The following is a 25,225-nucleotide window of genomic DNA, read 5'->3' as shown; positions in this document are numbered from 1 at the left end:
GGACGCATGGTTCTTAAAGCTTTGGACATTGGCCGTATTGCGGTCCACGATGGCGGCCTTCATCGTAGGTTCTTCGTTGAAGCGGTTGCGTAACCCATGGCATTCCACGTTGGCTTCCGCCACCAGGTAAATGCCGTAACGGTCGCAGAGCTCGTACCACAAAGGATCATCCGAATAGTGGGCGGTGCGTACGTGGTTGCAGTTGCCCTGCTTGATCACTTCGATATCCTTTATCATCTGTTCCCGGGTGATGGCATGGCCTTCTTCCGGCCAGTTCTCGTGGCGGTTCACGCCTTTCAATTTGATCGGCACACCATTGACCAGAAACAGTTTTTTGCGGATCTCGATTTCCCGGAAACCGGTGCGTGTCGACACCGTTTCGGTGATTTTTCCGCCTTCCTTCAGCTGCAGTACGGTGGTATACAGGTGGGGCGTTTCCGCCGTCCACTTGGAAGGGTTACTTACAGGAAAGTTCCATTTCACTTCCGCTTCCTCTCCCGGCCTTAAGGCTTTTACGGATGCCGTAGCGGTCGTTACCAGCTTGTCGCCATCGTATAAGGAAGCCTGTACCGACCGTGCCCTGGTAGCGCTGCGGCCGTAATTTTTAATCTTTGTTACAATGTATTCGGTAGCGTTCTTGTACGCCTGGTCCAGGTCGGTGGTCACGGAAAAATCCCGGATGTGCACCTCCGGCGCCCGCCAGAGGGTGACGTTGCGGAAAATGCCGTGCAGGCGCCACATGTCCTGGTCCTCCAGGTAACTTCCCGAGGTATATTGGTAAACTTCCACGGCAACGGTGTTGCTGCCGCTGTGCACGAAATCGGTCACGTCGAATTCCGCCGCGTTCCGGCTGTTGACGCTGTAGCCCACCTTGCGCCCGTTGACCCAGACAAAAAAGCCGGCATCCACCCCGTCAAAGGTCAGAAAAATCCGGCCGCCGTTCCAGTTCGCCGGCACCTCGAAATTCCGCCGGTAGCTGCCCACGGGGTTGCGTTCCTTAAAGGCCGTGAAATATTCCGGGGGCGTCGTCATCACGTGGGGAAAGTCTTTGTAAAACGTATAGCCGATGTTCCGGTAAAAGGGGGTGCCGTAACCCTTGATTTCCCAGTTCGAGGGCACGGCGATGTCTTTCCACCCGGCAACCGAAAAGGATTCTTTGTAAAACTCCTTCGGCCGGTCTTTGGGATGGGCCACCCAGTTGAACTTCCAGGAGCCGTTCAGGCTCCTACTGTAAGAAGAAGTATACCGGTCCGCTTTCAGCGCTTCCTGGAGGTCGGCATACGGCATTAGGGTGGCATGGGCCGGCTGCTTGTTGAGGCCGATGCACTCCGGGTTTTCGATTTCGGCGGGCAGGTCCGGGATCGGGGCGGCATCCGCCGTTTGTGCCGTTACCGGCGCAATTCTCAGCAATAACGCCAGGGACAGCCATACGGCTGCCGGGCGCTTTTTGTCATTACACCTGTTCCGACCAGCAGCTGGCCGCACCCAGGAGGGAAGCATTTTCATACAATGTTGATTTCTTGACAGCGACATCCGCCATCTGTTTCTTTAAGCTTTCTTGCAAAAAGGGATAAAAATAATCGAAGCTCCGGGAAATGTTTCCGCCCAGGATCACTGCCTGGGGCAGTTCATTTGAAAAAGTTTCCAGCAGGAAGGACGCCAGGTTCTCGCCAAATTCCCGGAACAGCACTTTCACGGTCCAATCCTGCGGGTACATCTGGGCCAGTTCCTTCACATGGCTGACCTGCCTGCCCGTTTTACGGGTATATTGCTGCAGGAACCAGCGGGTCGAAAAGTAGTCTTCGGCTATACCCTCTTTAAAGGGCGCACACCACAGGTTGGCATCGGTGGCCTCCCCATCTTTATAGAAGGCCGAACCAAAGCCTGTGCCCAGGGTAATGCCAAAGGCGCTTTGATGACCTCCTACGGCGCCGCTGAATACCTCCCCTTCCAGGAAGGCTGCCGCATCGTTCAGGAAGCGGATGTGAGCAGGAGGAATTTCCAATGATTCCGCCAGCGCCTCCTTCACATTTACCCCGTAAAGTGTTTTGAATTTGTCCTGTTCCCTGATATAGGAGATGCCGTTGTCATAATCGAAAGGTCCCGGCATGGCGATGCCGATAAAAATATCCAGGGAAGCGATGGTTTCCCTGCATTTGTTGATGGCCGCACTCCAGCCGGCGATGAGGGATGCCGCAGCACCGGTGGCGTCCACCGCCCGGCGGCAAATAGTGTGGGGCAAAATCTGCCGATGTTCGATATCTATGACCGCCGCCGTAATATGCGATCCGCCGATGTCCACGCCTATAACGAATGAATTCATGATCCTTAGTTTATCGCTGGTGCGTTTAAGGGATTAGTTCCGCCACGGCTGCCTTGCGGACTGCCGTTCTTTGCCGGCGCACCTGGTAAAATTTAAAGGCGAATAAAAAGATGATGATATGGCATACGATCGGCAGGTAATAGGCCTGGCCCACATCGTGGTTGGCCACCACGCCCATGAAACGGGGGAAGATGGCCCCGCCGACAACGCCCATAACGATAAAGGAAGAGGCCTGCTGCGCTTTTGCCCCCAGGTCCTTCAACCCCAGGCTGAAGATAGTGGGGAACATGATGCCGGAGAAAAAGTTGATCATCATCAGCGCGCCAAAGGATACCCAGCCCCAGTTCTGCGCTACCACCAGGCAACTGAGGATGCTGCCGAGGGCATAGACGGCCAGCAGCTTATTGGGTGCAATGTATTTCATCAGAAAAGTGCCCAGAAACCGGCCAACCATCATCATGGCCATAAAGAGGATCATGTAGTAGCCCGCCTTTTCGTCGGAAAAGCCCATCTTCTCCACGCCGTAATTGATAAAGAAGGCCCAGGCGCCGCCCTGCGCTCCTACGTTGACCAGCTGGGCCAGCACCGCCCACACGAAATGGCGCCGTTGAAACAGTTGGGGGGAAGGATTAAGAATTTCGCTCACTTCGGCAGGAAGGGCATCGGCCTCCAGGGGGGCATGCGGATCGGCCAGCTTCGGAACTTTGACGCACGCAAAGGCCAGCGCAAGGAGCACGATCACCGACCCGATCACCGTGTACAGCATTTTTACGGAGGCCAGTTCGCCGGCGGCGCCCTGCTCCCCCGCCCGTAACAGGAAATAGCTGCCGATGAACGGCCCGATCAGGGCACCCAGGCCGTTGAACGACTGGGCGAAGTTGAGGCGCCGGTCGCTGGTGCGCTGGTCGCCCAGGGAGGCGGCAAAGGGATGCGCTACCGTTTCCAGGGTAGCCAGGCCGCAGGCCAGTACGAACAGGGCCAGGCGGAAAAAGCCGAAGGAGCCGGCGTTGGCGGCCGGCACGAACAGGAAGGCGCCGGTGGCATAGAGCGACAGGCCCAGCAACACGCCGTTCTTGTAGCCAAAGCGCTTCATGAACAGCCCGGCCGGGATGCCCATGACGGCGTAGGCGCCGTAAATCGACAGTTGCACATAACTGCTCTGGGCCTTGGACACGTGCAATACGTTCTGGAAGTGCTTGTTCAGCACGTCGCCCATGGTGATGGCGATGCCCCACAGCATGAATAAAGAGGTGACGAAAATCAAGGTGACTACAAACCGTTTTTCGGTGAGCGCTGCTTTCTGTTTCACTGGCTATTGTTTTAATCGTTAAAAGTTCGTTGGTTATTGGAGTCCGGGGGCCTGGCTGGCTACATTGCCGCCCCAGCCTTTATGGGGCATCTTCTGAAGGTAGAATTCAAGCGTGCCGCCTGCTGTGATATCTAAATGCCCTATGTAATTCTTCGCATACGTTTTACCGTTCCATTTTACCGCCGAAATATAGGCGGCGTCCTTGCTGCTCTTGTGTGTCACCATGTGGAAGGTTTTTCCTCCCGGCAGCCCGATCGCCACGCGGTCGAACAGGGGCGCGCACAGCTGGTAGTTGCCCGAGACCGGGTCGGTGGGATACAGCCCCAGGGCGGCGAACAGGTACCAGGCGCTCATCTGGCCCGCATCGTCGTTACCGCTCAGCCCGCCGGGGCCGTCGCTGTATTCTTCGCGGAGGATGCGCCGCACCACCTGCTGCGTTTTCCAGGGCGAAGGGGTGTAGTTGTACAGGAAGGGGATCTGGTGGCCGGGTTCATTGCCGTGCCAGTATTCGTTTTTCCCGAAAAGGCTGTCCAGCGAAGCTTCCAGCTGCTGCCGTCCGCCCATGAGGCCCGCCAGCCCGGGGATATCCTGCGGCACGTAAAACGTGTATTGGCGGGGTGTGCCTTCGGTGATATAGGGTTCTCGGTTGTCGGGTAAAAAAGGAGTGATCCAGTTGCCGTCGGCATGCCTGCCCCGTACCAGGCCGCTGGCGGTATCAAAGACATTGCGGTAATTGAGGGCCCGCTGCTTCAGGGCCAAATAGTCATCCTGCTTGCCCAGGGAGCGGGCCATTGAAGCCAGCGCATAGTCGTCGTACGCATATTCCAGGGTCCGGCTCACCTGCTCTTTTTTATGAAAGGCTTCCGGCACGCTGTCCTCCAGGGGAATATAGCCGTAGCGGAGGTAGGTGTCCAGCGCCCGGCGGCCCTTGCCGTTGACGTAGTCGGTGCGGCCGGCGGTATCGAAGGCGTTCCGGCGCATCAGGCGGTAGGCTTCCTGCACATCGTAGTCGCGGATGCCTTTGGCATAAGCCGAGGCCATAAAGGCCGTCGCATGGTCGCCGATCATGGCGGCGGTATAGCTGTTCCAGCACGGGAAGATCGGCAGCCACCCGCCCTGCCGGCCCTTCAGGACCAGCGACTGCACCATGCGGTTCACCAGCGTGGGCTGCAGGATCTCCAGCAGGGGCAGCTGGGCGCGGTAAATGTCCCACATGGAAAAGTCGTCGTAATAGTGCCCGGCCGGCATTTTATTTATTTGGTAGTTACCCGAGAACTGCGGGTAGCTTCCGTCCACGTCGCTGAACAGCCGCGGGTGCTGCTGCGCATGGTACATAGCCGTATAAAAGATGCGCTTGTCTTTTTCATTGTCCGTTTGCACCCTTACCTGTCCCAGCGCGGCCTCCCAGGTTTTTTGGGCGTTGGCGGCCACGGCGGCAAAGTCCGTGGAAGGTATTTCGTGCTGCAGGTTGGCGCGGGCGCCTTCGAAGCCGGTAAAGGAGGTGCCGATCCGGATGCGTACCTGCTCGCCTTTATTGAGCTTAAAGCCCACGAAGGCCCCGATGTCTTTCTGGTCGCGGATGCTGTCGCGGTCAAAGACTTCGGCGCCGCTGAATACGCCGCTGGCCGCTACCGCCTTTTCGATTTTTATATAAAACCAGCCGTTGAAGCCGGCGGGCTGGCCCCAGCCCTGGTAGATGCGGTGCACGGGGTTGTATACCCTTACTTCGCCTTTCTGGCGGTCCACCTGCACAAAACCTTGTCCTTCGTCGCTGTTGGGCAGAATGAGCAGGTAGAGGCTGTCGGCCCGGTGTGCCGTGAACTGCATGATGCCGCAACGCAGGGTGGTGCTCATTTCCGCGGTCAGCTGGGCCGCGGGCAGGTGCACCTTGTAGGTTGCCGGGGAAGCTTTTTCGTTTTTATGATCGAAAGGGAGGGCATAGTCTTCCACCCTTGTCCGCAGCTTTCCCATCACCGGCATGATGGTGCAGCTGCCGTAGTCCTGCGTGCAGGAGCCGCTGAGCCAGTGCGTGCCCCGGAAGCCGTTCAGCATACTGTCCTTATAGAAGTAGGGCGGTATGCATTTGTTCTCGGTCAGCCTTGTCTGCGGGGTCCATTGCGTCATGCCGAACGGGTAGCCTACGGCAGGGATGGTATTGGCGTTTTTCTCGGTTCCCCCCGCCTCGCTGTGCTTTTCCGCGGCAGGCGTGGTGCTGCCGGCGGTGCCGGACATCGGCTGCACGTAGGGCAACAAACTTTGCGCGCCTGCCGGTTGCATCAGCGTGAACAAACAGGCGGTAATTATAGAATGACGAAACGTTCGCATAGTATTCTTTATCAGTTGGGGGTTTGCCGGATCCCGATCTCCGGGCGTACCGGCAATACGATCTTTTCCAGGGCAGCTCCCGCTGCTTTGTTTAAAATAATCACGGGCAGACCGGTGGACCGGGGAATGGAGACGGTATGGAGTTGGAGGCCTTTTACATCGTCCGCGATCAGGGCTGCCCGGTAGTCGGCTTCTTTGCTGATCAACTTAATGTTCTTCATCCGGATCCCCTCGGCATGCCGTACATAAAAGCCCCAGGCGGGCAGCTCGCCGAACATGGAGAATTCGGGATAATCTTTTTCCGCCTCGGTCACCAGGTGCAGGGAATCCGGCGGGAAATAATGCACTTCTTTCTTCGCTCCGCCCGCATACGTGATGGTGATGTTTTCCAGCAAAACATTTTTAACGGGATGGCCGGGCAGGCCGCTGATGGAAGAAGGGAAAATGTTGTGTTGATAAAGGACCGCCGTCGAATCGGGGTACGAATGGTTCCAGGGCGATACGCTGACCAGTTTATTGTTTACGGGAACCGTGCCGGGCGGGTATTTTAACAGGGGCCCTTCCATTTCGTAGCCGGCATCCGGCTTGCCTGCAGGCACTTCCACGGTTACATCCTTAATGACGATATTTTTGATGGCGGAATACACCCGATCGTTATTGCGGTGGCCCGATTTGATAAAGATGGCATTGCCGGTATTTTTCGCCGTCACCTGCCGGATATCGATGTTTTCCAAAAAACCGCCGTCCACCGCTTCCAGCGCAATGGCGGAACGATAGGTATCGTATACCCTCAGGTTTTTTACCGTAATGTTTCGGAAACCTCCCCTGGAACCGGTGCCTAATTTGAAGGCGTTGGCACTGGAGCGCAGCGTGCAGTTTTCCACGTAAACACCGTCGCAACATTCGCCGGGGGTTACCGATTTCAGACAAATGGCGTCGTCGGCGCTATTGATGGAAGAATTGGTGATCCGTACGTTTTTGCAATCCACGATGTCGATGCCGTCATTGTTCCAGTACGCCCTGCTTTCCAGCCGGATGCCGTCGATCACGATATTGCGGCAGCGTTCGTAATGGGTTACCCAGCTGGTGGCGTCTTTCAACAAAACCTGGCGTACCTGCACGCCGGTGCACTCTTCCAGGTACAGCAGGTTGGTGCGGGTGCCTTCGCCCGGCCTTTTCTTCGGCCATTCCTTATCGGCCAGGGTGCCTTCCTGCAGGCGTTTGAAAATATCCTTCATCAGCTCGCGTCCCCGCCCGTCGATAATGCCGTTGCCTGTGATGGAAACGCCCTGCTGCTTTACGGCCAGGATCAGCGCCGGGTGCTTCACCCCTTCATAATCCGCCCGCTTGTCGCTTCCGAGGATCACGGCGCCCTCCTGCAGGTGCAGGTCCACGCCGGATTTCAGTTCCAGGGCGCCCGTTACGAAGGAGCCTTTGGGGACCACTACCCTTCCGCCGCCGGCTTTGGAAGCCGCATCAATGGCTTTCTGAACGGCTACGGTATTGAGGGTGCGGCCGTCGCCAACGGCGCCGTATTTTTCAATCGGAAATTCCTGTTGCTGCGCCAGCAAGGCGGTGGTGCAGCAGAGAGCGACGATCGTGGATAAAAAATGTTTCATTTTCCTGAGCCTTCTAAGTTCAAATTCTTTGCGTACTACAATTTGCAAGTGGGGTACCTGGGCACCGTAGGTGCCTCCTGTTTATAGAAACCATCAATTGGAACGTCCGGGCTCCGTAGGAGCCTCCTGTGCAGAACAGAGGGTTCCTTTACAGGAAGGGAATACTCCGTGCTGCACAGGGCGCTCCTACGGAGCAAGGTTCCTCCATCTTGGATTTTCTATAAACAGGTGGCTCCTACGGAGCCGAAAGCCATGAACAAATATGAGATACGACTCTCCATACAGCTTGCTTACTGCTTGTTTGTTGCAAAATGCAGTTGCGCTTTTATTTTATGGGGAGCCGCCGAGGGACCGTCGAAGTTGACCAGCTTTAAGCCGCTTACGTTATGGGTTTCCAGGGCGTGGGCGAAATAGGCGGGCCTGTTGGCGCCCCATTGCACCGAGCTGTTTCTTATGGTAATTCCGTCGGCGTTATCCAGGTAGAAAGCCGAGGTGCGTCCTTTCACCATGCCTTCCACCTCGCTGGGGCGGCGGTCGTACACCCCACCCTCGTGCTGCGTGGTTTTATGGATGCGGATATCCACCTGGTCGAAATAAATGCCGGAAATCTTGTCGGCCGATTCCCCGCTGACATAGATGCCGTTCTCGCCGGTGCACTTGATGTTGCTGAAAAAAATGTTGCTGACTGCCCCTACGCGGCCCTGTGTCTGGCCCTTGGCAAAGCGCCAGTTGGCATCTTTATGGTTGCCCGGCGCACGGCGGTAGGCAGTCACATAAATGGGCTCCGACTTGCCCCACCATACGTCGGAAAACAGGTGGCTGTCGATGATCATGTTGGAAAACAGCACATCGGTCACCGTCCCTTCGTCGCGGTTCTGGATACCCACGCCGCGGTTGCTCTTTTTGATGATGCAGTTGTCGAACACCACGTGGCGGATGCTGTCCATGTTCTCGCTGCCGATCTTGATGGCGCAGGAGCGGGAGGTCATGGTGCAGTTGGAAACCGTAATGTTTTCGCAGACGCCGAATTCTTCGTACTCCCGGCGGTTTTTCAAGCAAATGCAGTCGTCGCCCGATTCGATATAGCAATTGGTGATGCGTACGTTCTTGCTGTGGTCGAGGTCGATGCCGTCGCTGTTGCGCACCTTGAGGCTGTTGAGCAGGGTAATGTCGGAAATGGCCACGTCGTCGCAGCCCACCAGGTGGACCGTCCAGTAAGCGGAGTTGCGGATGTGCAGGTCGCGGATCCGGATATTTTTGCCGCCAACGATCGTCAGCAGGTGCGGCCTCGGGTCCACGACAGTAAAGGGTTTGAGCACATAGGAGTCGTCCAGCTCGGCGCCCATAAAGGAAATGCCGTTGCCGTCGATGATGCCGCCGCCGCTCAGGGTCACCTGCTCGATGTTCTCTCCGCCGATCCAGATGGTGCCTTCGCCCTTGTTGGCGCGGAAAGCGCTTTTCACATAAACTTTTTCATCGGGGTTCGCCAGTATGCGGGCGCCGGTCTCCACGTGCAGCTCCACAAAGGATTTCAGGTCGAAGGGGCTGGCCAGGTAGGTGGCCCCCGCAGGCGCCAGCACCCGGCCGCCGCCGGCGGCGCTGCAGGCATCGATGGCTTTCTGGATGGCTCCTGCGTCGTCGGTTTTGCCGTCGCCCACTGCTCCGAACTCTTTTATGGAAAACACCCGCTGCTGTACGCTGCTTTGGCCGGGGGAGCCGGAAGTGCCTTCCGGCTTGCGGAACGAAACGGCCAGGAGCGCCACCAGCAGCACGAGTAAGGCTGTATGTTTCATCATTTTAAGATCAGCTGAATTTTAGCTTGTGGGTGAAAGGGGTAATGCCCGTAAGATACACATACATGCCGTCGGTGCGCATGCTGCCGAAGTGCGTGCTGTAGCGTTCGCCTTCCAGGTTCCGTACGGAGGAATGCATCCGCACTCCCGGCCCGAACTGGATCGTATCTCCGTCCAGCTCGTACAGGCCCATGCCTTGTTCCAAAAAGCTGGCGCCGTTTTCTTCACCGGACAGTCCGGTCAGCTTCCCTCCTTCTTTAAAGCACAATTCCAGGGTCACCTGCACGCCCTGCTGCCCCTTCACTTCAATGGTCAGCTCATTGCTGCCGTTGTTTTCGGTCAGGGATACGGAGGTGTCCAGGGCCTTTACATTGCTGACGGGGCGCTTTTGGAAATCCATCTTGCTCCAGAAGCGGCCGTCGGTGCTTTCCGTTAACGTATAGTCGCCCTGCTCGTTGCGGAACTTTTTGGGCAGCGGCTGGTAGTAGGGCGCCGTCACTTTTTTGGAAAGGACGTAGGCGTTTCCCTCCTTTTTGAGGCCCTCGCTGTAAAAGTAGCCCATGCCAAAAAAGTTCGTGGACAGGCGCATGTATTTCAAAACAGCCTTGCCCTTGCGGTAGGCATAAAAATCGGGGCTGCTGGAGTGGCCGGAGGCGATCACCAGCGGCCAGTCGACGCCGCCGAAGAAGGTGGTGGTGGTTTGATCCCTGCGGATCCGCAGCAGGTGCGACTGGGAAAAAACTTTTTCATAGCGGATGGGCAGCGGGCTGGCGGCCGGGAGCTCCTGTTGCAGCAGGGGATCTTCCAGGAAATGGATCAGGCCCCGGTGCAGCACCCGTTCTTCAAATCCCGGCATGCGCTCCATGTTCCGGACCAGGTCGGCAAAGGTGCCGTTTTTGTCGCGGATGGCCATGTAGCGGTACAGCATGTAATAGTTTAGGATGGTCAGCACAAAGTTGCTGTCGGGGTGCCCGGGATACTGGTCCTGCCGGCGCGAATCATTGGAGACCAGTTCGCCGTCCGGCTCCATGTAATAATAGGTGGTGGCCAGGTTTTTCCGCACCGGTTCCAGCAGGGAGGGCCGGGGCAGCAGGCGGGCGATGGTCAGGAACGCATTGTTTTCCACGAAGGAGTAGATGCGGCTTCGTTCCGGGTAGTTGCCGTCGCTGTTGATGTAGACGCCTTCTCCCAGCCAGTCTTCGATACGGTCCACGTATCGCTTGTCCGGGTACAGGGCGTTGATCCTGGCCAGGGCGGCGCTGATCACCCAGCGGTGGTTGGGCGTATGCACGCCACCCACGACCAGGGCATTGCCGGCCTTTTGCAGGAAGGTTTTGAGGTTGTTGTTGACTTCGCGGAGGGCTTCGCCGTTTTCTTTCTGCAGCGGGAAGGCGGCCGATGTGACGATCTCCACGATAAAGCCCGTGTCGGGCGGCGATTCCAGGTTGCCGGCGTTGATGGTGCCGTCTGCCGTTTGGGCCCGCAACATATGCTGCGACAGCTTGCGGAGCGGCGCCAACAGCTTTTCGCTGCGGTAGTAGCGGGAGGTGGCGCAGCAGTAAGAGGCGGCCAGCACGGTGAAGTCGTGGACCACCTTCCGGGTAAAATCTTTGATCTCGAATTCCGTTTGCAGCAGCTTTTCCACCTGTGCGTCGTTGGCCGTTACCAGCCGGTGCATCAGGTCTCCTAGCGAAAGCGAAGGACGGGCCGCTGCCGCCTGTGCGATCAGGGAAGGACTGATCCAGGCAAAGACGCCGGCTTTTGCCGCCTGCTTCAAAAAGGTGCCACGATTTATTTTCTTCATAATAACAAGCGTTAGGAATTTCGGATGTCGGATGTTGGATTTCGGATCCCCTTGAAAGGAGAAAGACTCCTTCTGCGCTCAAGGGTTCCGAAATCCGACATCCGACATCCGAAATTATTTTATTGTTCGTATCCGGGGTTTTGCTTCAATGCCGGGTTGAGGGCCATAGCGCTCGTCGGGATCGGGAAGATACGTTTATGCGGGCTGGCATCCGTTTTAAAGCCCCAGGAGCCTTCAAATTTTCCAAAGCGGATCATATCGTTGCGGTGCCAGTTTTCCATGGCGAATTCACGGTTCCGCTCTTTGTAAATATCCTCCAGGGTCACCGCGGCCAGGGCCGGCGAAGTGGTGCGTTGCGAGCGGACCATGTTCACCAGGGAAACGGCGGTATGTCCCTGGGTGGCGGTGCCGCCGCGCTGGATGGCTTCGGCTTTCATCAGGAGAATGTCGGAATAACGCAGGAACGGCATATCGTTGGCCTGGTTGCGGTTGGTAGAGGTGCTGTCCGGGTAGAACTTGATGTTGCGGTAGCCCATGTTCCAGGCGATCTCGTCGTTGCCCAGGTCGAAGGCCGACACGCTTTGGCGCAATACGATGTTCGGCGTCAGGTTGACCTGGTAGGTATAAGAGGCGCCGCCGTCCGCACCGGTATAAAACTGGTCGTAGCCTTTTTTGGTGGTGGTGACGGTCACCGGCGTGCCGTTGTAGTTGTACTGCAGACCCGTCAGCCACTGGTTGTTCCGGATGTCGTTGGGGTCGTTGAAGTTGGCATAGAACTCGGGCACGGTGCTGCGGGGAGCGCCGGGGGTATACGGCAGGCTGAAACGGTTGCGCATGGACCGGGGCACGTCGTAGCGGGCATGGTACATAAAACCGTTCGTGCCCGGCAAACCCGTAAACGCAGGATCGTAAGGGATGGCAAAGATGAACTCCTTCATGGAAGGGCCGTTGTTGGGATAGAACATCTTCAGGTAGGTATTCCGGGGTTCAACGGCGTACAGGCCGGAACCGATCACTTTGTCGCAGGCGGCGATACAATCCTCCAGGCGCGGCGTTCCCGTATACACTTCGGCATTCAGGTACATTTTAGCCAGCAGGGCATGAGCAGTCCACTGGTTGGCGCGGCCATAGGTGGAAACATCGGAGGCGGCGCTCAGGTAAGGAAGAGCCGCTTTCACCTCGCTTTCGATAAAGTTGAACACCTCTTTGCGCGTAGAATTCGCCTTGGGCGTGAAATCGCCGTAGGTGGTGATGATCGGCACGTTTCCGTACAGGTCCATCATCATGTAATAAGCGAGGGCGCGGACCATTTTCAGCTCGGCCAGGGTGGATTGCTTGCTGGCGCCTTCCGGCATGGTCTGGTCCAGGATGGACAATGCCTGGTTGGTGGTGCCGATGGTTACGGAAAGCCAGTACCAGGCGCCGCCCGTGTTGCCATGGTCTTTGTTCCAGCTATGATAGTGCAGCATCAGGTAGTTCTGGTTGTCGTACCAGTTGCCGCCCCGGGCGGGCAGGATGGATTCGTCGGTGCTCAGGGATTGCATGAACGAATAATCCAGTGCGTAGTTGCCCCGGAGCGCGGCATAAGCCGGGCCCGAAGCCTGGATGAACTGCGAGGGGTTCTGGGGGAACACATCCGGCGTCAGTTCCGTGCGGATCGGAACATCAACTTTGTGGCAGGATGCCAGGGAACCCATCAGCATCGCCGGAAGGAAAATTTTTTTCAATATCTTTTTCATGGAGATTATTTTATCCGGAAGGTTTAGAAAGAAGCGTTTACGCCGAACAAAAAGGTTCTTGTTCTGGGATAGAAGTTATTGGCATCAATGCCGGGGGCAATACCGCCCTGGTTGATCTCCGGGTCAATGCCGGAGTACTTAGTGATGACAAAGGCATTGTTTACGGATGCATACACCCTTAATGATTTTACATGCTGGCTGAATTTTTTGAAATTATAGCCCAGGGTAGCATTATCCAGCCGCACATAACTGCCATCCTCGATAAAGCGGCTCGAATAACGATAGGCATTTACGTCCTTTACCGATTCGCCGGCCACATCTTTCAGGATATTGGTGTACTGCGCCGTGTTGGGCCGGAACAGGTCGGCACGGGTGGCATTGAAGATCTTGTTTCCGAAAACACCCCTGAAGAAGATGTTCATATCGAAATCATTGTAGCGGAAGGTGTTGGTAAAGCCCACCAACAGCTTCGGCTGCGGGCTGCCGGCATAGAAGTAATCCCTGCCGATGCCCGGCGCGGTGGTTAGCTTGCCGTCCCGGTCGTAATACTGCGAAACGCCCTGGTCGTTTTTGCCGGCATAGTTCAGGGTGAAGAACTGGCCTAAGGGGGCCCCTGATTTTAAGATCTGCAGGGTGCTGCCGGTTTGCCCCTGTCCATCCGGCTGGGTCAGGCGCACCGAATCGCCGCCGGAGAATAAGGGGTTGGTCAGGCTGGTGATTTCGTTTTTGTTATGTGCCAGGTTCAGGGTGGACGTCCAGTTAAAGTTCTTGGTGCGGACAGGCGTTCCGCTTAACATGAACTCGAAGCCTTTGTTGTTCATGCTGCCGCCGTTGGCAATAATATTGCCGTTGGGAACCAATATGGGATCCACGCGGTAGCCATAGATCATGCCCTTGGTGTTCTTGTCATACAGGTCCACCGATCCGTTGATCTTTCCGTTCAGCAGCGAAAAATCCAGGCCGATGTTGGCGGTGGCCGTTTTCTCCCATCTCAGGTTGGGGTTGTCCGCCTGCGTGGGTCCATAGGCATTTACCGTGGTGCCGTTGTAATAAAAGCTGCCTAACGTACCGGAAATGATTTGTGCCGTATACGCATTAAAGCCGGTGGCATTGCCGGTAACCCCGTAGCTGGCTCTTAATTTCAGGTCGCTGAACAGTTTTTGCCGCTGCATGAAATCTTCCTGGCTGATGCGCCAGGCGGTGCCCACGGCAGGGAAATACCCCCATTGTTCATTGGCGCCAAAAACCGAGCTGCCATCTCTTCTGCCGGAAAGCTGTACCAGGTATTTGTCGCGGTAGTTGTAATTCACACGGGCAAAGTCCGAGATCAGGCGGGTTTCCTGGTAAACACCCGGGGCGCCGAAGTTGATGCGGTACGAGGAAATGGCGTAGGGGTTGCTCAAGGACAAATTGTTAAACCCTACGTTATCCACCGGGAAGTTGGTGCTGGTCGTCTGGAAGCCTTCGCCGGAAATATTACCCTGGTACGAATAGCCCAGCACGGCATTGACCGTATGCCCGCCAAATTTGCGGTCCCAGGTCAAAAAGGTTTCCAGGATCTTATTGGTGTTGCGGTAGGTATTTCTCAGGGCCGCGCCATTGGTCCCGAAATTGGCCAGGTAATGCGTCGCCGGCGGTTCGGGTTTAAAATAGAAGTTGGCGCTGTTGTAATTCGAATAATAGCTGCCATAATACTCGCCATGCAGGCTGTTGCCCTGCTGGTAGGAAAGATTGAGATCGTAGGTCAGGCCGAGAGGAAGTTTTACCTGGGTGTTGAAGCTTCCGATCAGGTTATTGGATTTTGTATTGTCCTGCCCGTATTCAATGAGGGCCGCCGGGTTGAAATAGCCCGGGTTCTGGAAGTTTTCAAAGAAGGTGCCATTGGCATTGCGGACCGGGGAAACCGGCAGGTAGCTGATCATTTGCGTCAATACGGAATTGCGTTGCGGTGTATTGTCGGCATTACTGTTGGAGTTGCTGACATTCAGGCTGAACCGCACCTTATCGTTCAACGCATATTGGTCAATCGCCAGGCGGGCAATGACGCGTTCCAGGGAGCTTTTCAACAGCACGCCCTGCCGTTCAATATAGTTCAGGCTGGCACTATAGGTCGTATGTTCCCCGCCCCCGTTGAAGCTCAGGTTGTGGTTGTGCGAAGTGGCGGAAGCCCGTTGCACCTCGTTTTGCCAGTTTGTATGGGCGCCTTTGTCGTCATTGGGCGATAACGACTGCCCGTTAGCCGTTAAAAAAGCACGCAACTCATCGGAATTCATCATTTCCAGTTGGCGCGCTACTTTTTCCATGCCCACATAGCCGCTGTAGCTCACTACGGACTGCCCTTTCCGGCCCCTTTTCGTGGTCACCATGATGACGCCGTTGGCGGCACGGTTGCCGTAAATAGCCGTAGCGGCGGCATCCTTCAACACGTCAATGGAGGCAATATCATCCGGCGCAATGGCGGCAATATCCGCACCGGGTACGCCGTCGATCACGTAGAAAGGCGATTGGGAGCTGTTCAGGGTAGAAGCGCCGCGCAGGACCACGGCGGAGGGCCGGTTGGGATCGCCGCTGGCGGAGATATTCAGGCCGGGCACCTTTCCCTGCAGCAGTTGGCCCACATCGGTAATGGCGCCGCGGTTCAGGTCGTCGGCTTTCACGGTGGTCACGGCGCTGGACAGGTTCTTTCGGGAGCTGCGGCCGTAGCCCACGGCCACGACTTCGTTCAGCAGGGATATTTTTTCCTTCAGCGATACGCTGAAGGGCTTCCCGGTCACCGCCGTGGTTTCCACGGGTTCGAAGTTGATGGCGGAAAACGACAGGGTGGCCGAGGGCGCCGCCTTGATGGTGAACGTGCCGGACCCGTCGGTAAGGGTACGGGTGTTGGTGCCTTTGACGGCTACCGTGACGCCGATAGCGGGCTGGCCTTTACTGTCAGTGACGGTGCCTTTTATTTCCTGCGAGCCCTGGGCGAAGGCAGCCGGGGATCCCGCGAGGGAAAGCAGCAGCAACAGTGTAAAGGGGCTTTTTCTACCGCTGCGTTGTTTGAGTCTGGTATTCATTGCAAGCATAACGAGGAGATTTGATTGGAAGCTGTGGTGGTTTTAGAACTTCAGCGTTTGGGGCAGGTATTTGGCGGCCAGGGCGTCGTAATAAGGTTTCAGTTCGCTCCAGACCGGCGGCTCGGGGTTTTTGGAATACAGGTCGTAGGGGTTGAACAGTTTTACCCATTTCAGCATTTCGCGGTCGTGGTCGTCCAGCAGGTGGTCGTACGCGCCTTCGCGGTGCCAGGCGTAGAAGGAATGGTACCGCAGCATGTACAGGGCCTCTTCGGGCAGGTGGTCTTTCACCATGTGGTAGATGTACTCGTCGTGTCCCCAGGACATGGTCACGTTCCGCAGGCCGCAGTTGGGGGCGTAGACGCCGTACTTCGTGTTGTATTGCGGGTTGTTATTATCCGGGTTTTCGGCAAAAAATTCGGCGTAAATGTTCTTTTCGGAAAAGGCGCAGCCTACGGGGAAGGTGTCACCTACGACGGCCCACTGGGGTTCGCCGAACAGGCAGAGCACTTTGCCCATGTCGTGGAGCAGGCCGGCCAGCACCATCCAGTCGGGATGGCCGTCGCGGCGGATGGCTTCCGAGGTTTGCAGCAGGTGCTGGAATTGGCTGAGGTCGGTATCGGGGTCGGAATCGTCCACCAGCTGGTTCAGGAATTCAAAGGCGTCCCAAAGGGGCATTTCCTTTTTGTCGAATTTCAGGTATTCCGCTCGCTTCTGCTGCACGAAGTCATAGGTCTGGTACTGGTGGTTGATGCGGTAGAATTCGCGGACGGAATCGCGGGCCGGGGCATCGTAGTTGCGGTATTCTTCCGCGGATTTGGCGGTGGCGATGGTGTCCGGGTCGGGATAGCGACGGAGCAGGTCTTCTTCCCATTCATCGAGGCTTTTCAACGGATTTTCAGGGAGAACGTTTTCGACATTCTTCATATGGCGTTTTTTATTATTTTAAAGTGAGTGTATTGGGAGCGGGATGGGGTACTTTGAATTGCCGGGACAGGGAGCCGCAACCGGTTTTGTGGCAGCACTATGACAAGCAATTTAAAAGACATCGTTATCCGCAATCGTTGTACAAACTTGCGTTTTTCCTTTTTATTTAAATCTATTTAACAGCTACATTTACGAAACCGTTTTCGTAAAGGCGGGAGCAGGCTAATGGGCTCAAAACCAGGGGCCTTTGACCCTATTATAGTCCCATAATTACAACATCCGATGAGCGAGATCAACATCCGGGAACTGGCCAAAAAACTGGACCTTTCCATTTCCTCCGTTTCCAAGGCGCTGAGCGGCAGCCACGAGATCAGCGCGGAAACGAGGGCGCGGGTGGCGGCCATGGCCCGGGAGCTGAATTACAAGCCGAATCCTTATGCCCGGAGCCTGCGCCGGAAGAAAAGCAATACCATCGCCGTGGTGATCCCCGAGGTGGCGGACAGTTTCTTTTCGCTGGCCCTGAAGGGGATTGAAAGCGTGGCCAATGACAAGGGTTACCATGTGCTGGTGTACCTGACGTATGAAAGTTTTGAAAAAGAGCGGGCCATCATGGAGGACTTTAAAAGCGGACGGGTGGACGGCGTGCTGGTGTCCATTTCCACCGAGACCGCCGGCAGCGAACACATCGCCGGCCTGACCGGCAGCAACGTCCCGGTGGTGTACTTCGACCGGATCCCGGAGGAGCCCGGGCTGGCCAGGGTGGGCACCAACGATTTTGAAAGCAGCTACCAGGCCACGCAGCACCTGCTGAAGCGGGGCTGCCGGAAGGTAGCCTACCTGTCCATCTCGAAAAATTTGTCCATCAACAATAAGCGAAGGGAAGGGTATTTCCAGGCGCTGAAGGATTATCCCAAGGAACGGGCGCCGATCGTGATCGAGTGCAGCAATGATGCGGAGGAGAATATCGCTATTCTGCAGGAGCAGTTGCAGCAGGAGCGGCCGGACGGCCTGATCGCGTCGGTGGAGAAGCTGACGTCCCTCGTCTACCTGGTCTGCCAGAAATTAAAGATCTCCATCCCGGACCAGCTGAAAGTCCTCAGCTTTTGCAACCTGGAAACCGCCCCCATCCTGCATCCGCCCCTGACCACGGTGGTCCAGCCGGCTTTCGATATCGGCAAAACCGCCGCCGGCCTGTTGTTCCGGGAGTTGGAGCGAAAGCGGCCATTGTCAAAAAAAGAAATAATCCTCCTGCCTTCCCGTCTGGTGATCCGGGAATCCACTCAATAACGGCTGCATTTTGAAAAAAATTTGTTTGGAAATAAAAAAGGGCGTTACCTTTACTTAACGGTGTTAAATAATTTACCCGCGTAAATAGAAACCATGGCCAGCAGGGAACGGATACAACGGTTAAAAGAAGAAACCAGGGCAAAGATCCTGGAGGCTGCTTATAAGATCGTGAAGGAGGAAGGATGGCAAGCGCTCAGCATGCGCAAAATAGCGGACGAAATAGAATACACGGCACCGATCATCTACGAATATTTTTCGAACAAGGAAGCCATATTGGCCGAACTGAATAAAAAAGGGTTTTTGTACCTGGCCAAAGAAATGGAAACGGCCCGGGACCACCACCAGGACCCGGCGGAGCAACTGGAAGCCATGTGGATGGCCTACTGGAACTTCGCCTTTAAAAAGAAGGAACTGTACCAGCTGATGTTCGGCGTGGCCATGAATTGCTGCACCGGGCAAAAAGCGCCGGAGGCCGAAGTGCCGGCCAAATTGGTCAGCAGCGTGATCCGGCAGTTGATGCCGGATGCACCGGAGACGGAAGTCTGCAGAAAGTATTATACGTTCTGGTCGGTCATTCACGGGCTGATCTCGATCAACCTGGTCAACCGGGGCGAGTCCGACGAGATCAACCGGCTGGTTTTAAAAGATGCTATTGGAGGGATCATCAGGTCTATCACAGGATAGCTTTTTTTTGGCCCGACAGCTTAACGGCGTTAAATGGATATACTGCCGTTAAAGTCCCCAAACCTCCTTATACCGGTCCAACGACCGTTTTTTTTCACCCAATTACTTAACGCTGTTAAACGATTTAATTTAGTTATGAAGCGATTTATTCCCCTTCCTCTCCTCCTGCTTCTGCTCGCCGGATGTGCCGAGCAGCAGCCCGCTCCCGCCACGCCCCCGCCCACCGCGGAAGTCGTGACCATCAGCAGCGCCCTGGCGGCTACCGGCCAGGATTACACCGCCGCCCTGCAGGGCAAATCAGACGTCGAGATCCGCCCCCAGGTGGACGGCTTCCTGGAAAACGTCCTGGTAGATGAAGGCGCCCAGGTGCGGGCCGGCCAGGTGCTCTTTAAGATCAATGACCAGCCCTTCCGCGAACAATTGAACAGCGCTACGGCCAGCTTCCAGGCAGCCCTGGCGGCCGTCACCAATGCACAACTGGAGATCGACCGGCTGACGCCCCTGGTGCAAAACAAAGTGGTTTCCGACCACCAGCTGAAAGTGGCCAAAGCAGCCTACCAGATCGCTGTGGCCAACGCGGCACAGGCACGGGCCAACGTGGCCGCCGCAAAGATCCGGCTGGGATATACGCAGGTCACCGCCCCGGTAAGCGGCTATATCGGCAGGCTTCCCAAAAAACGCGGCAGCTTGGTGGCGCCCACCGACCCCCAGCCGCTGACGGAAGTCTCGGACGTGCATGAAGTATATGCCTACTTCTCCCTGGGGGAGACCGACTTTATCCATTTCAAATCCCAGTTCCCGGGCGGCACGCTGAACGACAAGCTGAAAAAACTGCCGGCCGTCTCGCTGATCCTGGCGGATCAAACGGTTTACCCCTACCCCGGGAAAATCGATATGGTGGACGGGCAGTTTGATAAAACGACCGGCGCCATCACGCTGCGGGCCGTTTTCCCCAATGCGCAGGGCCTCCTGCGTTCGGGCAATACCGGCAAAGTTCGCCTGCAGCAACAGCATACGGACGCGATCCTGGTGCCGCAGTCGGCCACGGTGGACATGCAGGATAAGATCTTCGTGTACACGGTCGGCGACAGCAATAAAGTGGCCAAACAACCCATCAGCATTGGGGGCAAAAGCGGCACCAATTATATCGTGAAAGAGGGCATCAAGGCGGGTGACCGGATCGTCTTGAGCGGTTTGGACCACCTGGCGGAAGGCATGATCATCCAACCCCTGGACGTAAAGCCCAATCCTACCCTCTCCATGGCCGTTACTCCTAAATAATCCTTCTGTCCGGCATTCCGCACCTGCGCTGTCGTTCCGCCCTCCCCGGGACGACCAGGCCGTGCTTTGCCTGGACTTTCCGACGATTCCCGCGAAAAACCCCAACAGACAACTTCAACACTACTACCATGTTTCAAAAATTTATCGAAAGGCCGGTACTCGCTACGGTCATTTCCATCCTGCTGGTCATTTTGGGCGTGCTGGCGATGCTGCGCCTGCCCTTACAGCAATTCCCGGACATCGCGCCCCCGGCGGTCCTGGTGACGGCGGTGTACCCGGGAGCAAACGCCGAAACCGTTTTGCGTTCGGTGGCCCCTTCCCTGGAAGAAAGCATCAACGGCGTGGAAAATATGAGCTACATGAGCTCGACCGCCAGCAACGACGGCTCCCTGGCCATCACCGTATTTTTCAAGCAGGGCACCGACCCCGACCAGGCGGCCGTCAACGTGCAAAACCGGGTCACCCAGGCCACCAGCCAGCTGCCGGCCGAAGTGGTGCAACAGGGGATCACCACGGTGAAGCAGCAAAACAGCCTGATCGGCGCTATCGGCCTGTACACCGAGGACCCGAAAAAATACGACCAGACCTTCGTGGCCAACTATGCCCAGATCAATATCATTCCCGAGATCAAACGCATACCCGGCGTGGGTTCCGCCAGCATCTTCGGGGGCGTGAAAGACTATTCGATGCGGGTATGGCTGAACACCAGCCAGATGGCGGCGTATAAAATAACGCCTGCGGAAGTGATGGGGGCCATCCAGGATAAAAACCTCGAAGCGGCCCCGGGTAAACTGGGCGAGCGCAGCGACGAAGTGTTCGAATACGTGATCAAATACAAGGGCAAGCTGACCAAGCCCGAGGAATACGGGAACATCGCCATCCGCGCCAATGCCGACGGTTCGGTGCTGCGCCTGAAAGACGTGGCCCGCGTGGAACTGGGCGCCTATTCATATACCAGCGTCACCCACCTGAACGGGAACGACGGCGTGGTGATCGGCGTGATCCAGCTGGCCGGCTCCAACGCCAACGAGATCCAGATCGCCGTGGATAAATTAATGGAAAAGGCGTCGAAGGATTTTCCGGCCGGTATTCAATACAATAACTTTTACCGCACGAAGACCGCCCTGGACGAATCCATCTCACAGGTGATTCATACCCTGATCGAAGCCTTTTTGCTGGTATTCATCGTGGTGTTCCTGTTCCTGCAGGACCTTCGGTCCACGCTGATCCCCGCCATCGCCGTTCCCGTGGCCATCCTGGGCACCTTCTTCTTTATGAGCCTCTTCGGCTTCACCATCAACCTGCTGACCATGTTCGCCCTGGTGCTGGCCATCGGGATTGTGGTGGATGATGCCATCGTGGTGGTGGAGGCCGTCCACTCGAAAATGGAAGGGGGGAAAATGGGGCCCAAGGCGGCGACCACCAGGGCGATGCACGAGATCACCGGCGCCATCATCTCCATCACCCTCGTTATGGCGGCCGTGTTCCTGCCCGTGGGTTTTATGAGCGGTTCCACCGGCATCTTTTACCGGCAGTTCGCCTTTACCATGTCCATCGCCATCGTGATCTCCGCCGTGAACGCGTTGACGCTCAGCCCTGCGCTGGCCGCCCTGTTTTTAAAGGAACATCATGGGACACATGGAGAAGGTATCGCCAGTCCCAAAAGAAGCTTTCAGCAAAAATTCTTTGACGGGTTCAACAGCAGCTTTACGGCCCTTACCCACCGTTACCTAGGGGGTGTGAAGTGGCTGCTGCGGCATCGTTGGGTGAGCCTGGGGGCGCTGGCCGTCATTTCCCTGGTGACCGTGTACATGGTCAACACCACCAAGTCGGGCTTTATCCCGACGGAAGACCAGGGGTTTGTGGCCATCTCGGTTTCCACGCCTTCGGGCACCTCGCTGGCCGGCACCACCACTGTGCTGAACCAGGCCGAAGCAAAGCTCCGGGCATTGCCCGCCGCCCGGTTCGTGACCTCCATCTCCGGCTTCAACCTGCTGACCTCTTCCAGCAGTCCTTCGGCAGCGGTCATGTTTGTGCTGTTAAAGCCCAATAAGGACCGGGGCGAAGAAAAGGATATTAACGCCATCCAAAACACCATCCGCAGCCAGCTGGCGGCGGTCAGCGGGGGCACCTTCTTCGTGTTCAGCTTTCCCACGGTGCCCGGTTTCAGCAACGTGGAAGCCCTCGACCTGGTCCTGCAGGATAAGACCGGCGGCCGGCTGGACCAATTCAGCGGCATTGCCAACAACTTTATCGGCAAGCTGATGGCGAAAAAAGAGATCGCCTTCGCCTTTACTTCTTTTAAAGCCGACTACCCGCAGTGGCAACTGGAGGTGGATGATGAAAAGGCCGCCCAGCTGGGCGTCAATGTCCGGGATATTTTGCAAACCATGCAGGCGTATTTCGGCAGCGCACAGGCGTCCGACTTCAACCGCTTTGGTAAATACTACCGCGTCGTGGTGCAGGCCGACATTGCGGACCGCAACGACCCGGCCGCCATCGACCGTGTCTTTGTGAAGAACCGGTCCGGTGAAATGGTGCCGATCAATACCCTGGTTACACTGAGCCGGGTGTATGGTTCGGAAACGGCCTCCCGCTACAACCTGTTCAACTCGATCCAGGTCAATGCCATCCCCAAGCCGGGCTATAGTTCGGGCGATGCCATCCGGGCCATCCAGGAAACCGCCCGGGAGCAATTGCCTTCCGGCTATGCGTACGAGTTTTCGGGGCAAACCCGCGAAGAGCTTTCCTCCGGCGGACAGGCCGCCATCGTCTTCCTGCTTTGCCTCGTATTCGTGTACTTCCTGCTGGCAGCCCAATACGAAAGTTACCTGTTGCCGCTGGCGGTGATCCTTTCGATCCCCACAGGCATTTTCGGCGTGTTTGCCGTACTGGGAGTGACCGGTATCGAGAACAACATTTATGTGCAGGTGGCCCTGATCATGCTGATCGGCCTGCTCGCCAAGAACGCCATCCTGATCATCGAGTTTGCCGTGCAGCGGCGCAAGGCCGGGCGGGGACTGATCCCTTCCGCCATAGAAGCGGCAAAGCTGCGCCTGCGCCCCATCATCATGACTTCCCTGGCGTTTGTGTTCGGGCTGTTCCCGATGAGCATTGCCACCGGTCCCTCGGCCCAGGGCAACCACTCCATCAGTATGGGTGCCGCCGGCGGTATGCTGACAGGCGTGGTGCTGGGCATCTTTATCATCCCGGTGCTCTTTGTCCTTTTCCAGCATCTGCAGGAGAAAATAACCGGAAAGCCGAAGGTCCAACTCCCGGCGCATCATTCCGAGCCGTTGCAGCAGCCTGACCCTGTACTGGTCGGATAACCCCTCCATTTTAAACTTTATTTCAACCGAATACAATGACGAAGCATACGAACAATATCTTTTTTATCCTGCTGCTATCCGTACTTGCGGCATGCAACGTATCGAAGGATATTGCCACCCCGGAACCGGCCCTGCCGGCCAGCTATCGCAACGCCGTTTCCACCGATACGGTAAGCATTGCGGACATTAAATGGAAAAGCTTTTTTGCCGACCCTTCCCTGCAACAGCTGATCGACAGTGCGCTGGCCCATAACTACGACATGCAGCTGGCGCTGAAAAATATCGAAGGCGCCCAGTTGCTTTTAAAGCAAACCAGGTGGGCGTATTTGCCGGACGCACGACTGCAGGTATCCGCCACCTCGAACCGTCCTTCCGACAACAGCCTAAACGGCTTAAGCGCCAAATCCTTTTTGGGCACCACCCATATCGAGGATTATTCTACCAATATTACGCTATCATGGGAGGCGGATATCTGGGGCAAGATCAAGGCCCAGAAAGCCGGCGCCCTGGCGGCCTACATGCAAACGGAGGAAGCCAGAAAGTGGCTGCAGACCAATATCGTGGCCACGGTTTCCGAAGGGTTTTACAACCTGTTGATGCTGGACGCCCAGCTGGCCATTGCCAAAAGGAACATCGCCTTAAGCGACAGCACGCTCAAAATAATCCGGCTGCAGTTTGATGCCGGCCAGGTATCTTCCCTGGCCGTTCAGCAGGCGGAGGCGCAGCGGCTGGCGGCAGCGGCGCTGGTACCCGGGCTGGAAAAGAACAGCGCCCTGCAGGAAAACGCCCTGCGCCTATTAGCCGGGCAACTGCCGGACAGCATCCAACGCAGCACGCTCCTGAGCCAGGTATCCCTCCCGGAGCATTTATCCGCCGGCGTTCCTTCGGAATTAGTGAGCAGGCGACCGGATGTCAAAAGCGTGGAACTTAGTTTGATCCGGGCAAATGCACAGGTGGGCATCAGCCGGGCGAACATGTACCCGGCGCTTACCATAACGGCTGCCGGCGGGCTGAACTCGTTCCTGGCCACCAACTGGTTCACCCTTCCCGCTTCCCTGTTCGGGACGGTGGCCGGGGGCGTCGTACAGCCGCTGTTTCAAAAAAAGCAACTGGCGACGGCCTACGAACTCGCCAAAGTGGAGCGGGAAAAAACGGTGATCCGGTTCCGCCAGTCCGTACTGAATGCGGTAGGTGAAGTGTCGGACGCCCTGGTTCGAAGGGAGCAGTTGAAGAAAGAAAAAAGCATCGCTTTGAACCGGGTACAGACCCTGCAAAAGGCCATTGCCAACGCCAACATGTTGTTTACCACCGGCATGGCCAATTACCTGGAAGTGATCACGGCCCAAGGCAATGCCCTGCAAAGCGAACTGGAACTGGCCGCCATCACCCGGGGACAGCTCAGCGCAAATGTGGAACTCTACCGGTCTTTAGGTGGTGGGTGGAAGTAATATCCCTTTCACCTAGGTTGACCGTGGAAGGGAAGCCCGCAGGGCTTCACTGTGAATAGCCCCGGGTGCAACCCGGGGTCAGCAGTAGTTCACCACCACGACAACCCTGAAGGGGTTGATTGTGTCCTGTTCGGTTAAAACAGTATTCAGTTTGGAAGGAGTCTTCGAAAAGCCTTTCTGATCCCGGACTGCCTGTTTGCTGTGGGTCCCACATTCAACCCCATCCGGGGTTGTGTTGCCTAACTACTGCTGACCCCGGGTTTCACCCGGGGCTATTCACAGTGAAGCCCTCCGGGCTTCT

General features: G+C 56.6%; 15 protein-coding genes. 5 read left to right on the top strand and 10 right to left on the bottom strand.

From position 1 onward, the window contains the following. From V9K67_RS12950 to V9K67_RS12905, 10 genes are all read right to left on the bottom strand, one after another. Positions 1 to 1,506 (bottom strand): glycoside hydrolase family 2 protein (locus V9K67_RS12950; RefSeq protein ID WP_336723089.1); only part of this gene is annotated, 1,506 nt, incomplete at its 3' end. Beyond that, positions 1,454 to 2,323, bottom strand: coding sequence for an ROK family protein (locus tag V9K67_RS12945; RefSeq protein ID WP_336723087.1), 870 nt, complete (start codon positions 2,321 to 2,323; stop codon positions 1,454 to 1,456). The genes V9K67_RS12945 and V9K67_RS12950, both read right to left, overlap by 53 nt. 25 nt (positions 2,324 to 2,348) lie before the next feature. Then, positions 2,349 to 3,632: an L-fucose:H+ symporter permease gene (gene fucP / locus V9K67_RS12940; protein ID WP_336723086.1), complete on the bottom strand. Its 1,284-nt coding sequence runs from the start codon at positions 3,630 to 3,632 to the stop codon at positions 2,349 to 2,351. A gap of 33 nt (positions 3,633 to 3,665) precedes the next feature. Continuing rightward, a complete protein-coding gene (locus V9K67_RS12935) occupies positions 3,666 to 5,957 on the bottom strand; it encodes a GH92 family glycosyl hydrolase (protein ID WP_336723084.1) in 2,292 nt (763 codons plus the stop codon). Positions 5,958 to 5,968: 11 nt separating this feature from the next. After that, on the bottom strand, positions 5,969 to 7,576 hold the full coding sequence (locus V9K67_RS12930; protein ID WP_336723082.1) for a glycoside hydrolase family 28 protein: 1,608 nt from the start codon (positions 7,574 to 7,576) through the stop codon (positions 5,969 to 5,971). A 290-nt stretch (positions 7,577 to 7,866) separates the two neighbouring features. After that, on the bottom strand, positions 7,867 to 9,372 hold the full coding sequence (locus V9K67_RS12925; RefSeq protein ID WP_336723081.1) for a glycoside hydrolase family 28 protein: 1,506 nt from the start codon (positions 9,370 to 9,372) through the stop codon (positions 7,867 to 7,869). A 7-nt stretch (positions 9,373 to 9,379) separates the two neighbouring features. Continuing rightward, positions 9,380 to 11,173, bottom strand: coding sequence for a hypothetical protein (locus tag V9K67_RS12920; protein WP_336723078.1), 1,794 nt, complete (start codon positions 11,171 to 11,173; stop codon positions 9,380 to 9,382). A gap of 119 nt (positions 11,174 to 11,292) precedes the next feature. Further along, positions 11,293 to 12,912, bottom strand: coding sequence for a RagB/SusD family nutrient uptake outer membrane protein (locus V9K67_RS12915; RefSeq protein ID WP_336723074.1), 1,620 nt, complete (start codon positions 12,910 to 12,912; stop codon positions 11,293 to 11,295). A 23-nt stretch (positions 12,913 to 12,935) separates the two neighbouring features. Beyond that, positions 12,936 to 15,980: a SusC/RagA family TonB-linked outer membrane protein gene (locus V9K67_RS12910; RefSeq protein WP_336723072.1), complete on the bottom strand. Its 3,045-nt coding sequence runs from the start codon at positions 15,978 to 15,980 to the stop codon at positions 12,936 to 12,938. 33 nt (positions 15,981 to 16,013) lie between these two features. Then, complete coding sequence (locus tag V9K67_RS12905; RefSeq protein WP_336723069.1) at positions 16,014 to 16,895, bottom strand: inositol oxygenase family protein; 882 nt, start codon at positions 16,893 to 16,895, stop codon at positions 16,014 to 16,016. Between the two features lie 282 nt (positions 16,896 to 17,177). Between V9K67_RS12905 and V9K67_RS12900 the strand changes: the two genes are divergently transcribed. The 5 genes from V9K67_RS12900 to V9K67_RS12880 all read left to right on the top strand — a co-directional run bounded on the left by V9K67_RS12900 (position 17,178) and on the right by V9K67_RS12880 (position 24,924). Further along, positions 17,178 to 18,182, top strand: coding sequence for a LacI family DNA-binding transcriptional regulator (locus V9K67_RS12900; RefSeq protein ID WP_336723067.1), 1,005 nt, complete (start codon positions 17,178 to 17,180; stop codon positions 18,180 to 18,182). A 93-nt stretch (positions 18,183 to 18,275) separates the two neighbouring features. After that, a complete protein-coding gene (locus V9K67_RS12895) occupies positions 18,276 to 18,866 on the top strand; it encodes a TetR/AcrR family transcriptional regulator (RefSeq protein WP_336723066.1) in 591 nt (196 codons plus the stop codon). 135 nt (positions 18,867 to 19,001) lie between these two features. Beyond that, a complete protein-coding gene (locus tag V9K67_RS12890; protein WP_336723064.1) occupies positions 19,002 to 20,147 on the top strand; it encodes an efflux RND transporter periplasmic adaptor subunit in 1,146 nt (381 codons plus the stop codon). 128 nt (positions 20,148 to 20,275) lie between these two features. Next, positions 20,276 to 23,476, top strand: a complete 3,201-nt coding sequence (locus tag V9K67_RS12885) for an efflux RND transporter permease subunit (RefSeq protein WP_336723063.1) — start codon at positions 20,276 to 20,278, stop codon at positions 23,474 to 23,476. A gap of 35 nt (positions 23,477 to 23,511) precedes the next feature. Then, entirely contained in the window at positions 23,512 to 24,924 is a 1,413-nt protein-coding gene (locus tag V9K67_RS12880) for an efflux transporter outer membrane subunit (protein ID WP_336723060.1), read from the top strand. Positions 24,925 to 25,225: the final 301 nt, after the last annotated feature.

This window comes from Huijunlia imazamoxiresistens (assembly GCF_037132455.1).
Lineage (GTDB): Bacteria > Bacteroidota > Bacteroidia > Chitinophagales > Chitinophagaceae > Flavisolibacter > Flavisolibacter imazamoxiresistens.
Note: the sequence above shows the minus strand (reverse complement) of the source record. Positions and strands in the feature narration are given on the sequence as shown.